This window comes from Streptomyces fradiae ATCC 10745 = DSM 40063, assembly GCF_008704425.1.
Classification (GTDB): domain Bacteria; phylum Actinomycetota; class Actinomycetes; order Streptomycetales; family Streptomycetaceae; genus Streptomyces; species Streptomyces fradiae.
In genome coordinates, this window is the sequence record NZ_CP023696.1 from 1,034,299 (window position 1) to 1,046,055 (window position 11,757).

Consider the following 11,757-nt stretch of genomic DNA (forward strand, 5'->3'; position numbering starts at 1 on the left):
CTCAGCGCGCCCGCGAAAGGGACAGCAGGTCCCGCGCCGGGCCCGTCGGGCGCGGCCCCGTGGGCCACACGGCGCGCAGCGCCCGGCGCAGGTCGGCGCCCTCGACCGGCACCTCCACCAGGCGGCGGGACGCCAGCTCCTCGCTGACCGCCAGTTCGCTGAGCACGGCCGGTCCGGCGCCGCTCACGGCCGCCGCCTTCACCGCCGTCGTCGAGGCCAGCTCCATGAGCGGCGCCGCGAGGCCCCCGTGCGCGACCAGCGCCGAGTCGAGGACCTGCCGCGTCCCGGAGCCGTACTCGCGCAGCACCAGCGGGGTCTCCGCCAGCTCGGCGGGGGTGACCGGGGCGCGGCGGCGGGCCCAGCGGTGCGACGGCGCGGCGACGACGACCAGCCGGTCGCGGGCGACGACCACGCCGTCCAGTCCGTCCGGGACGGCGAGGCCCTCCACGTACCCGAGGTCCGCCTCGCCCGCGAGCAGCAGGGCGGCGACCGCCGCGGAGTTCCCCGCCTGCAGGGACACCGCCGTGCCGGGCCGCTCGGCGCGCAGCGCGATCAGCCAGCCGGGCAGCAGGTACTCGGCGATGGTCATGGACGCGGCGACCCGCAGCCGCGAGTCCCGGCGGTCCCGCAGTGCCTGGGCGCCCGCGTCGAACGCCTCCGCGGCCTCCACGATCCGCCGCGCCCAGTCGGTGACGAGGGCCCCCGCGTCGGTGAGCCGGGAACCGCGCGGCGAGCGGTCCACGAGCGCGACGCCGAGCTGCCGCTCCATGGACCGGATCCGGCCGCTGGCGGCGGGCTGTGTGATGCCCACCTCGCGTGCCGCCCGGCCGAGGCTGCCGTGCCGCGCGACGGCGAGCAGCAGCTCCAGGGCTCCGAGGTCGGGCACACGATGCGTCAGGCTCATCAATCAAGCTTATGGGGCCATAGTGACAAGGTCCCTGGTCGGGGGTGGGTCCCCCGGCGAGGGTGGGGACATGGCCACCCTCGCCCAGCCGGCCCCGCCGCCCTCCGCCCCGGACCCGCGCCCCGCCCCGCATCCGCACACCCCCGACCCGCACGCCCCCGACCCGCCCTCCACCCCGCGCCCGCGCCCCGCCGACCACCCCCGCCCCGCCACCGCGCCCCCGCCCGCCCCCGAGACGCGGCTGCGGCGGCTGACCCCGCAGCTGCACGCCGCCGTGATGGGCACCGCGGTCCTCGGCACGGCGGGGGCCGGTCTGCCGCTCGCCGGCCTGCCGGGCGTGCGCACGGCCTGTACGGCGGTGTGGGCCCTGGCGCTGCTCGCGCTGGCCGTGCTGCTGCCCGCCCGCGCCGCGCACTGGGCCCGCCATCCGGACCGGGCGCGGGCCCATCTGCTGGACCCGGCGGTCGCCCCGTTCCACGGCTGCCTGTCCATGGCGCTGACCTCCGTCGGCGGCGGGGCGCTGGTGGTGGGCCGAAACTGGCTCGGCACCGGCCCGGCGGTGGGGCTGGCGGCCGTGCTGTGGGCGGCGGGCATGGTGGCCGGACTGGTGGTGACCGTCGTCATCCCGTATCTGATGGTGGTGCGCCACCCCATGGAGGCGCCGTCACCGGTGTGGCTGCTGCCCGTGGTCGCCCCGATGGTGTCCGCGGCCACGGGGCCGCTCCTCGCCCCGCACCTCCCGGCGGGCCAGGCGCGCGCGACGCTGCTCGCCGCATGCCTGGGCCTGTTCGGGGTGAGCCTGCTCGCGGCCCTGCTGATCCTGCCGCCCGTCTTCGCCCGGCTGGTCGCGGCCGGCCCGCCCCCGCTCCCGGCGACGCCCGCGCTGCTGCTGGTCCTGGGGCCGCTGGGCCAGTCGGCGACGGCGGCGGCCGCTCTGGCGGGGGCGGCGCCGGACCTGCCGTACGGGCGGGCGCTCGCCGTGGCCTACGGGCTGCCGGTGCTGGGCTTCGCGCTGCTGTGGCTGGCGCTGGCCGGGGCGCTGGTGGTGCGGGCGCGGCGGCGCGGGATGCGCTTCGGGCTGTCGTGGTGGGCGTTCACCTTCCCCGTCGGGACGTGCGTGACGGGGCTGGAGGGGATGGCGCGGCTGACGGGCCTGGTGGTGCTCGACGGGGCGGCGGTGGCGCTCTACGCCCTGCTGGTGGCGGGGTGGCTGGCCGCGGCGCCGGCGACGGTACGGGGCCTGCTCAGCGGGTCGCTGCCCGCAGGGCCCGCTCCAGCGCCTCGCGCGCCCGCGCCAGGGACGGCCCGTACCAGGTGAGGTACCGCCCGTCCACGAGGGCCGCGGGCAGGCCCTCGAACGCCTCGGGGCCGTCGTCGGCGGTGAACCGGTACGGCTCGTCGGGGAGCACGACCAGGTCGGCTTGCGCGGCGCGCAGCTCGCCGAGGGGGACGCGCGGGTACCGCTCGGCGTGGCCGGCGTACACGTTGGCCACGCCGAGCCGGGCGAGCAGGTCCCCGGCGAAGGTGTCACGCCCCAGCACCATCCAGGGCCGCCGCCACACGGGGACGACCGCCCGGCGGGGCGGACCCTCCGGGGCGGGCGCGGCCCACGCGGCCTCGGCCTCGTCGAGCCAGCGGGGCCGGGAGGCGACGCCGCAGGCGCGCAGCACCCGGTCCAGTTCGCCCAGCGCCTGCTCCAGCGAGCGCACCTCCGTGACGAGCACCTCCAGCCCGGCGGCGCGCAGGGCGGCGAGGTCGCCGGGGCGGTTCTCCTCCTCGTTGGCGACGACCAGGTCGGGGCGGAGCGCGGCGACGGCGGCCACGTCCGGGTTCTTCGTGCCGCCCAGGGCCGGCACGCCGAGGCCCGCCGGGTGGGTGCACCAGTCCGTGCGGCCCACGAGCGCGCCGGGCGCGCTCACGGCGACGGCCTCGGTGAGCGACGGCACGAGCGACACGACCCGGATCACTGCTCCGCCGCCTCCATGTGCGGCGCGACCGACACGACGAGCAGCCGCGTGCCGGGGTCGGAGGCGCGCCAGCGGTGGCGGACCCCACCGGAGAGGTACAGCGTGTCCCCCGCCTCCAGCCGGTAGGCACGGCCCTCGGCCTCCACCTCCACGGTGCCGTCGGCCACGTAGAGGAGGGCGTCGTTGCGCAGGACCAGCTCGCGGCCCGCGTCGTGCTCGCCGGTGAACTCCTCGGCGTGCATCTGGTGCTCGCCGCGCACCAGGGCGCGGACACCGGCCGGGGCGCCCGGGTCGTCGGCGTAGGCCGCGGCCCGTACGACGTCGACGGTGCGGGCCGCGTCGCCCGCGTCGAGCAGCTCGACCGCCGTGGTCTTGAGCGCGTCGGCGATGCACTCCAGGGAGCGCCTGCTGGGGCGGGCGCGCTCGTTCTCGATCTGGCTGAGAAAGGGCACGGACAGGCCGCTGCGCTCGGCGACGGCGGCGAGGGTCAGCGACAGCGCCCGGCGCCTTCTGCGCACGGCGGCGCCGACCCGCGGTGTCTCCTTGTCGTCCATGTCTTCCCTCCCTTCCCTCCCTCTCCCGACAACCTTACGCAGCGCGAGAACCGCCGAGTAGCGCAAACGGCGCAAGCACTTCGGGGCGTGGCCTGTCGGTGACGTACGGCATCATGCGGGGTGTGACGCGACGCCTGATGCTCCTCGACACCGCTTCCCTGTACTTCCGGGCCTACTTCGGGGTCCCCGACTCGGTGCGCGCCCCGGACGGCACACCGGTGAACGCCGTGCGCGGGCTGCTCGACTTCATCGCCCGGCTGGTGCAGGACCACCGCCCGGACGAGCTGGTGGCGTGCATGGACGCGGACTGGCGCCCGGCCTGGCGGGTGGAGCTGATCCCCTCGTACAAGGCCCACCGGGTCGCCGTGGAGACCGGGCCCGGAGCGCCGGACGAGGAGGAGGTGCCGGACACGCTGTCGCCGCAGGTCCCGGTGATCGAGGCGGTGCTGGACGCGGTGGGCGTCGCCCGCGTGGGCGTCGCGGGGTACGAGGCGGACGACGTGATCGGCACGCTGGCCGTGCGGGCGGCGGGCCCGGTGGACATCGTGACCGGCGACCGGGACCTGTTCCAGCTGGTGGACGACGCGCGCGGGGTGCGGGTGCTGTATCCGGTCAAGGGCGTCGGCACGCTGCAGGCGGTGGACGAGGAGTGGCTGCGCGGCCGGTACGGCGTGGGCGGGCGGGGGTACGCCGACCTGGCCGCGCTGCGGGGCGACCCGAGCGACGGGCTGCCGGGGGTGCCGGGCGTCGGCGAGAAGACGGCGGCGAAGCTGCTGGAGGCGTACGGGGACCTGGCGGGCGTGATGGCGGCGGTGGACGACCCGGCGTCGCGGCTGACCCCGGCGCAGCGGCGGAGGCTGGCCGAGGCGCGGGAGTACGTGGCGGTGGCGCCGAAGGTGGTGCGGGTCGCGCACGACGTACCGCTGCCGCCGTTCGACCCGGCGCTGCCGGCCGGTCCGAAGGACCCGGAGGCGCTGCGGACTTTGGCGGAAAGATGGGGGCTGGGCGGCTCCCTGGAGCGGCTGCTCGCCGTACTCGCCCGATGAGGTGTTAGCTTAGGCATGCCTAAGCAACCACTGACCGGGGAGCATGCCGTGGCGGACGAGTCGTCCCGCAGGACACCGAGGACCCATGAGGCACGGGTGGTGCGCACCGAGCGGATCGCACCGCACATGGTGCGTGTCGTGCTCGGCGGCGAGGGGCTCGGCTCCTTCGCCACGAGCGGCTTCACCGACCACTACATCAAGATCCTCTTCGCTCCGGAGGGCGTCGCCTACCCGGAGCCGTTCGACCTGGAGCGGATCCGCCAGGAGCTGCCGCGCGACCAGTGGCCGGCGCAGCGCACGTACACGGTGCGCGCCTGGGACCCGGCGCAGCGGGAGCTGACGGTCGACTTCGTGGTGCACGGCGACGAGGGGCTGGCCGGCCCCTGGGCGGCGCGGGCGCGGGCCGGGGAGACGGTCCGGTTCCTGGGCCCCGGCGGGGGGTACGCCCCGGACCCGGAGGCCGACTGGCATCTGCTGGTGGGCGACGAGAGCGCCCTTCCGGCCATCGCCGCGGCGCTGGAGGCGCTGGAGGAGGGCGCCGTCGCGCGGGTGCTCGTCGAGGTCGGCGACGCGGACGACGAACTGAAGATCGCCGCCCCGGCCGGCGCGGAGGTGCGCTGGCTGCCGCGGCGGGGGCGCCCGGTCGGCGAGGCCCTCGTCGAGGCCGTGCGGGATCTGGACTTCCCCGAGGGCAGCGTGCACGCGTTCGTCCACGGCGAGGCGGGCGCCGTGCGGCAGCTGCGCCGCCACCTGCGCACGGAGCGCGGGATCCCGCTGGAGCGGCTGTCCATCTCGGGGTACTGGCGGCTGGGCAAGACGGACGAGGCGTGGCGCGCGGTGAAGCGCGAGTGGAACGCCGAGGTGGAGCGCGAGGAGCGGTCGGCCTGAGCCGTCCGGGCTCCCCCGTCGGGGTCGGAGGAGAGGGCCGGCCCCCTTCACGGCGTACGTGACGCAGGGCCCGCGCGCCCCTCGCGCAGGCCCTCGCCGTCCCCCGCGGGCCCCGGTGCGCCCCTCCGTTCCCACGGGCTCCGGTGCGCGCTCCGTTCCCCCGCCCTTCCCTGCCCCCGGGCCCCGCGCGCGGGCCCTCGCTACTCCCCGCGGGCCCCGTCCCGCGCGCGGCCCCCGCCTCTCCCCCGCGGGGCCCGTCCCGTGCGCGGCCTCTCGCTCTTCCCCTGCCCTTCCCCGCGGGCCCCGCTCCCCTCGCGCGGGCCCTCGCTCCCCCTCGTGCGGCACGCCGCATCGGGCGGCGCGAGCCCTCGCCTTCCCCGTGCGGCGCGCCGCGATCAGGCGCACGGGCCCCCGCTCTCCCACCGAGGCCCCGGCACTCGCGCGAACCCTCGCCTCCGCCCCCGCGGCCCCGCCCCCAACGTTCCCCGAGCGGGCCCGCGGGTTCCCCCGTACGGGCCCGCCTGGTGGGGCCGCGGTAACCCGTCCGCCTTTCCCTGATGGCGCAATTGCCCGGTCTGTCTCTTACATGGAGCAGACCGCGCGCCAGGTCGGCGCACGACGACCGACACGGTGTGTGCCTCACCGGAGTCCGGCGAACGGAGCCACGCCATGACAACCGACGACCCCACGTTCCACGCCGCGGGCGCGGCCCCCGGCCCCGAGCAGTTCCCCGACGCGGCGGCCCCCATAGCAAGGCCCCTCGGCGCGCGGAGCGCCGCCGTACCCGTGGAGACCGTGCCGCTGGAGACGCCGTACCCGGCACCGGCGCGCCCGGCCGCAGTGGACGCGCCCGCGGCCGAGACCCGCAGGACCGGCGGGTTCACGCCCCTGCGCCCGGCCCCGCCCTCGTACCCGAGCAGCGCTCCGAGCAGCGCTCCGAGCGGCGCTCCGAGCCGCGCCCCGGACCGCGGGCCCGGCATGGACCGCCCCACCGGCGAACGCGCGGGCGGGCGCACCGGCGGACACCCGGACGGCGCGCACGCCGAGGCGCTGCCCCCCATGCCCGCACTCCCCCCGGGCCACGGCGCCGGGCCCCTCGACCTCGGCGGCGCGGACACCGCCTACGCCAGACCCCCGGGCATGGCGGTGACGCCCGGCGGCATCGTCTCGCGCGGCGACGAGGTGACCGCGCCCGGCCGGGACCCCCGGCCCGACGCTCCGTGGAGCACGGGCGGCACGGGCCGCCGCCCCGAGGAGCGCCCCGGAGGTACCGGTGCCGCCGACGGGATCACGCGCCCGGTCGGCCGCGACGCGCCGGCCCGCCCGGACCCCGACAGCGGCGCCGAGCATGCCGGCGGGGATGGCCCGGCAGGCCGCCCGGCGGCGGACGCCGCGCTCGTGGAGGCGGTGCTCGGCGAGACCTCGGGCACGGAGGCGGAGGACCCGGAGGGTGCCGCGGGCGCCGAGGGCGAGGACAGCGACGAGCGCATGCGGACCCTCATCTGGACGGCGGCCACCTACCGCCCCCTGGAGGAGGTCGTCGCACTGGTCACCCAGCTCAAGGAGGCCAGGGCGGTCGACAGCCCCGCCGACGAGGCGCTGCGCGCCGCCGCGGTGGCCCGGCCCCTCGAAGAGGTCCGGCAGCTCGTGGCGATGCTCAACGAGGCCGGCCACACGCTCGACGAGAACGACACGACGCTCCGTGCCGCCGCCGTCGGACGCCCCATCGAGGACGTCGTCCAGCTCGTCGCCATCCTGGGCACCGCCCAGGGCCGCCCACTCGCCCCGGGGGCGGCGGGGACGACGGCCGGGGGCCAGCCCGTACCGCAGGACCCCTGCCTCCGCCCGCCCCGCTCCGCCACGGCCACGGCATCGGCCGCTGGCGCGAGGACGGCCGACGGACCGGACGGCGGGGCGAACGGCGGGGCGAACGGCGCCGCCCAGCGGTCCGCGCTGCGCTGGTTCGCCGCGGCGGCGCTGTTCGCGTGCGGTGTGATCCACCTCCCCACGAACTTCGGCGCCCTGTGGTCCGGCGGGTACGCGGACGGTTTGGCACTCGCCGTGGCCCTGCTCTGCCTGGTGCTCGGCGAGTGGCTGATCGTGCGCGAGACCGCACGGGTCTGGGCCTCCGCGGCCGTCCTGTCCATCGGTGTGGTCGCCCTGCACGGCATGGCGGGCAGCAGCGGTGTCGCCCTCCTCGGCAACAGCCTGGGCAACGGCTGGGCCTGGGCCGGGGCGGCGGCCGTGGCCTCCGCCATGCTCACCGCGCTGTTCGCGGGCCTCGCCCTGCTGCGCCGGCACCGCAGACCGGCCGTCGGCACCGGAATCTGAGCACCGGGCTCTGGGCACCGGCATACGGCGGCCACGCCCCCGCCCGAGTACGGCGAGCGCCCCCACCGCGCGGTGGGGGCGCTCGCCGTGCCCGTGCGTGCCCGCCCGCGCCGCGGCCGCGGAAGACGCCGGGCACGCCCCGGAGCGAGGCGTCTTCCGCGCACGGGCCGCGGCGCCAGGCAGACGCCCAGGCGTTGTCGAGGTCTCCCCCGCGTCGGCCTGGGCGATCAGCGCGGTGAGCACCCGCTCCCGGGTGCCGTCGACGGCCCACATCCACAGCCGGTACGGGCCGAGGCGTCCACCTGGGCGAGGCGCCGCAGCGAGGTGAACAGCGCGTCGCCCAGGACCGTGCCGACCACGGCGTTCTCGACCGCGTCCTCGCGGGCCGCCTCCCGCGCCGCGTACGCCACGTCCGACGCGGCGACCCGCTCCGCCGCCTCCGCGTACAGGTCCAGCGACATCTCGGCGAACCGCGTGTGCCCGAGCCGGTGGAGCGCCGCCAGGGCGTCGGCCAGGGACCGGATCGCCGGAGCGTCACCGTGCACCTGCCAGCCACGGCGGGCGATCAGCGCGAGGACCTGCTCGTGGGCGGCCTCCCGCGCCGTGTCGTCGGGGCCGTCCTCCCTCGGGGCGAGGCGGTCGTGGGCGGCGCCGAGCACCTCGTGGACCGAGCGTCCCGGGTCCTCGACGGCTGCCAGGACGTCCCGGATCGCCGCCACGGACAGGCCGCCCACATCGATGAGCGCCCGCACGAGCCGCAGCCGGCGCACATGCGACTCGTCGTAGCGGGCCTGGTTGGGACTGCTCAGCTCACCGGCGTGCAGCAGCCCCTCCCGTACGTAGAACTTGATCGTCGGCACCGAGACCCCGGTCCTCCGGCTCAGCTCGCCCACGCGCACCCCGGCTCACCCCTTCCCCGCCGCTCCGGCCGGGGCGGCACCGCCACGGCACCACCAGGATAGATAGTGCGGCTATCCGACAGCGGCGGGCGCCACGGTCCCGGCGTCCATCGCACCACCGCCCGCCGGTCACCGTCCCCGCCACCGCCACCGCCACCGCCACCGCCACCGCCACGGTCGCCCGCCTGGACCGCGGGTCTCCAGGGCGCCCCGGCCCGCCGGCCGGACCCCTCCCGGCGAACGGCGCGGGGCCCGGCCGGAGCACGCCCGGCCGGGCCCCGCGCGCGTGCCCGCGCTCCGCGGGCCTCAGCCCACCGAGCTGTACGCGACGACGCCCCGCAGCAGCCCGTCGACCGCCTTGCGGGCGCTCTTCGCGACCGTGCCGTCCTCCCGCGGCGCCGCCGCCGCGATCTGGCCCAGCACGTCGATGACCTGCTTGCACCAGCGGACGAAGTCACCGGCCGGCATCTCGGCCTCCCGCAGCACCTCGTCGAGGCCCTTGCCGGACGCCCACTGGTGCGCCGCCCAGGCGAAGCCCAGGTCGGGCTCGCGCTGGCCCACGCCCTCGGCCTGCTTGACCCGGAAGTCCTCCTCCAGCGCGTCGAGGCGGCCCCAGATGCGGACCATCTCGCCCAGCGCGGCCTTCGACCGGCCGGTCGGCACCTTCGGGGCGACCGCGTCGTCGGACTGCCGGGCCTCGTACACCAGGGCCGACGCACAGGCGGCGAGCTCGGCCGGGTTCAGCCCCTCCCAGACACCCTCGCGCAGGCACTCGCTGGCCAGCAGGTCCAGCTCGCCGTAGAGGCGGGCCAGCCGCTTGCCGTGCTCGGTGACCTCGTCGCCGCGCAGGTAGTCCAGCTCCGTCAGCAGCGCCACGATCCGGTCGAACGTGCGGGCGATGGTGTTGGTGCGGCCCTCGATGCGCCGCTCCAGCTGCCGCGTGTCCCGCTGGAGCCGGTGGTACCGCTCGGCCCAGCGGGCGTGGTCCTCCCGCTCGTCGCAGCCGTGGCAGGGGTGCGCCCGCAGCTCGGTGCGCAGCCGGGCGATCTCCCGGTCGTCCACCGCGGCGGAGCGCTGTTTGCGGTGCCGCTCCGGCACGATGTGCCCCGCCTTCGTGCGCAGGGCGGACGCCAGGTCGCGGCGGGACTGCGGGGAGCGCGGGTTGAACGAGCGGGGGATGCGCATCCGCTCCAGCGGCTCCACCGGGACCGGGAAGTCCATCGACGCCAGCCGCTTGACCTGCCGCTCCGCCGTGAGCACCAGCGGACGGGGGCCGTCCTGGTGGTCGAAGCCGCGGTGCCCGTTGGACCGCCCGGCCGGCAGCCCGGGATCCAGCACCAGCGCCAGTCCGGCGAACTTGCCGGTCGGCACGTGGATGACGTCACCGGGCTTGAGCCGCTCCAGCGAGACGGCCGCCGCGGCCCGGCGCTGCGCGGCGCCCTGCTTGGCGAGCTCGTTCTCCCGGTCCTTCAGCTCGCGGCGGAGCCGCGCGTACTCCTCGAAGTCGCCGAGGTGGCAGGTCATGCCCTCGCGGTAGCCCTCCAGGCCCTCCTCGTTGCGCTGGACCTGCCGGGAGATGCCGACCACCGACCGGTCGGCCTGGAACTGGGCGAACGACGTCTCCAGCAGCTCCCGCGAGCGGTGCCGGCCGAACTGGTCGACCAGGTTGACCGCCATGTTGTACGACGGCTTGAAGCTGGAGCGCAGCGGATACGTGCGCGTACCGGCGAGGCCCGCCAGGTGCGCCGGGTCCATCCCGCGCTGCCAGAGCACCACGGCGTGGCCCTCGACGTCGATGCCGCGGCGGCCGGCGCGGCCGGTGAGCTGCGTGTACTCGCCGGGGGTGATGTCGGCGTGCTGCTCGCCGTTCCACTTGACGAGCTTCTCCAGGACGACGGACCGGGCGGGCATGTTGATGCCGAGCGCCAGCGTCTCCGTGGCGAAGACCGCCTTCACCAGGCCGCGGACGAACAGCTCCTCCACGACCTCCTTGAAGGTGGGCAGCATGCCCGCGTGGTGCGCGGCGATGCCCCGCTCCAGCGCCTCCAGCCACTCGTAGTAGCCGAGGACGTTCAGGTCCTCGCTGGGGATGGACGCCGTGCGCTCCTCGACTATCTCGCGGACCCGGGCGCGGGCGTCCTCGTCGTTGAGCCGCAGGCCCGCGTGGAGGCACTGCTGGACGGCGGCCTCGCAGCCGGCGCGGCTGAAGATGAAGGTGATGGCGGGCAGCAGCCCCTCGGCGTCGAGGCGGTCGATGACCTCGGGCCTGCCGGGCGTCCAGATCCGCGAGCGCTGGCGGCGCTCCCGCTCGCGGTCGGCCTCGCGGACCATCTTGCCGCGCCGCCGGTCGCGCGGGTTGTACGTGCGCGAGTTCTCCATGCGGGCGAGGCGGACCAGGTCGGGGTTGACCTCGCGGCGGGCGACGCCCCGGCCGCCGTGGTCGGTCTCCTCCTCGAAGAGGTCGTAGATCCGCCGCCCGGCCAGCACGTGCTGCCACAGCGGCACGGGCCGGCTCTCGGAGACGATCACCTCGGTGTCGCCCCGGACCGTGTCGAGCCAGTCGCCGAACTCCTCGGCGTTGGAGACCGTGGCGGAGAGCGACACGAGGGTGACCGACTCGGGGAGGTGGATGATCACCTCCTCCCAGACGGCGCCGCGGAAGCGGTCGGAGAGGTAGTGCACCTCGTCCATGACCACGTATCCCAGGCCGCGCAGGGACTGGGAGCCGGCGTAGAGCATGTTGCGCAGGACCTCGGTGGTCATGACCACCACGGGGGCGTCGGAGTTGACGCTGTTGTCCCCGGTGAGCAGGCCGACCTTGCCGGGGCCGTAGCGCTTGACGAGGTCGGTGTACTTCTGGTTCGACAGCGCCTTGATCGGCGTCGTGTAGAAGCACTTGCGGCCCTGCTCGAGGGCGAGGTGGACGGCGAACTCGCCGACGATGGTCTTGCCCGAGCCGGTCGGCGCGGCGACGAGCACGCCCTTCCCGGTCTCCAGGGCGCGGCATGCCTCGATCTGGAACGGGTCCAGCTCGAAGTCGTAGAGCGCGCGGAAGGCGTGGAGCGCCGTGGCCTCCTCGGCGGCCCGGCGCCGGGCCGCCGCGTACGCTTCCGCTGGTGTGAGGTCGTCTGTCATCTTGTCATCGAGACTACCCGGCGGCGCTGACAG

The 11,757-nt window shown here is 76.6% G+C and carries 9 protein-coding genes; 4 read left to right on the forward strand and 5 right to left on the reverse strand.

The features are described from left to right. Window position 1: 1 nt before the first annotated feature. Window positions 2-904 carry a LysR family transcriptional regulator gene (locus CP974_RS04460; RefSeq protein WP_031136735.1) on the reverse strand — a complete coding sequence of 301 codons (903 nt, stop codon included), beginning with the start codon at window positions 902-904 and terminating at the stop codon, window positions 2-4. Window positions 905-974: 70 nt separating this feature from the next. Here CP974_RS04460 and CP974_RS04465 point away from each other — a divergent pair, with 70 nt between their 5' ends. Then, window positions 975-2,222, forward strand: a complete 1,248-nt coding sequence (locus CP974_RS04465) for an SLAC1 family transporter (protein ID WP_150485769.1) — start codon at window positions 975-977, stop codon at window positions 2,220-2,222. Here the strand turns inward: CP974_RS04465 and CP974_RS04470 are convergent. Together CP974_RS04470 and CP974_RS04475 are read right to left on the reverse strand one after the other, a co-directional pair. Further along, window positions 2,149-2,868, reverse strand: a complete 720-nt coding sequence (locus CP974_RS04470) for a helical backbone metal receptor (RefSeq protein WP_031129484.1) — start codon at window positions 2,866-2,868, stop codon at window positions 2,149-2,151. The two genes, CP974_RS04465 and CP974_RS04470, sit on opposite strands and share 74 nt — an antisense overlap. Continuing rightward, entirely contained in the window at window positions 2,868-3,425 is a 558-nt protein-coding gene (locus tag CP974_RS04475; protein ID WP_031129483.1) for a helix-turn-helix domain-containing protein, read from the reverse strand. Before CP974_RS04475 ends, CP974_RS04470 begins: the two co-directional genes overlap by 1 nt. A 137-nt stretch (window positions 3,426-3,562) precedes the next feature. Here CP974_RS04475 and CP974_RS04480 point away from each other — a divergent pair, with 137 nt between their 5' ends. The 3 genes from CP974_RS04480 (at window position 3,563) to CP974_RS04490 (ending at window position 7,690) form a co-directional block, all read left to right on the forward strand. Beyond that, window positions 3,563-4,471 (forward strand): 5'-3' exonuclease, encoded by a 909-nt coding sequence (locus CP974_RS04480; protein WP_037936976.1) that lies wholly within the window; start codon window positions 3,563-3,565, stop codon window positions 4,469-4,471. A 15-nt stretch (window positions 4,472-4,486) separates the two neighbouring features. Continuing rightward, entirely contained in the window at window positions 4,487-5,359 is an 873-nt protein-coding gene (locus CP974_RS04485; RefSeq protein WP_373276746.1) for a siderophore-interacting protein, read from the forward strand. A gap of 669 nt (window positions 5,360-6,028) precedes the next feature. Beyond that, the gene (locus CP974_RS04490; RefSeq protein ID WP_085921584.1) at window positions 6,029-7,690 is read left to right on the forward strand and encodes a chromosomal replication initiator protein DnaA; all 1,662 of its coding nucleotides are present in this window, start codon (window positions 6,029-6,031) and stop codon (window positions 7,688-7,690) included. A gap of 227 nt (window positions 7,691-7,917) precedes the next feature. Here the strand turns inward: CP974_RS04490 and CP974_RS04495 are convergent, their stop codons facing one another. Together CP974_RS04495 and CP974_RS04500 are read right to left on the reverse strand one after the other, a co-directional pair. Then, on the reverse strand, window positions 7,918-8,550 hold the full coding sequence (locus CP974_RS04495) for a MerR family transcriptional regulator (RefSeq protein WP_231717381.1): 633 nt from the start codon (window positions 8,548-8,550) through the stop codon (window positions 7,918-7,920). 345 nt (window positions 8,551-8,895) lie between these two features. Next, complete coding sequence (locus tag CP974_RS04500) at window positions 8,896-11,724, reverse strand: DEAD/DEAH box helicase (RefSeq protein ID WP_031129475.1); 2,829 nt, start codon at window positions 11,722-11,724, stop codon at window positions 8,896-8,898. Window positions 11,725-11,757 lie beyond the last annotated feature (33 nt).

Bases quoted from the DNA above. Each gene is read 5' to 3' on its own strand.
- CP974_RS04485 (WP_373276746.1), top strand. From the start codon at position 4,487: ATGCCTAAGCAACCACTGACCGGGGAGCATGCCGTGGCGGACGAGTCG.
- CP974_RS04475 (WP_031129483.1), bottom strand. From the start codon at position 3,425: ATGGACGACAAGGAGACACCGCGGGTCGGCGCCGCCGTGCGCAGAAGG.
- CP974_RS04460 (WP_031136735.1), bottom strand. From the start codon at position 904: ATGAGCCTGACGCATCGTGTGCCCGACCTCGGAGCCCTGGAGCTGCTG.
- CP974_RS04480 (WP_037936976.1), top strand. From the start codon at position 3,563: ATGCTCCTCGACACCGCTTCCCTGTACTTCCGGGCCTACTTCGGGGTC.
- CP974_RS04490 (WP_085921584.1), top strand. From the start codon at position 6,029: ATGACAACCGACGACCCCACGTTCCACGCCGCGGGCGCGGCCCCCGGC.
- CP974_RS04500 (WP_031129475.1), bottom strand. From the start codon at position 11,724: ATGACAGACGACCTCACACCAGCGGAAGCGTACGCGGCGGCCCGGCGC.
- CP974_RS04465 (WP_150485769.1), top strand. From the start codon at position 975: ATGGCCACCCTCGCCCAGCCGGCCCCGCCGCCCTCCGCCCCGGACCCG.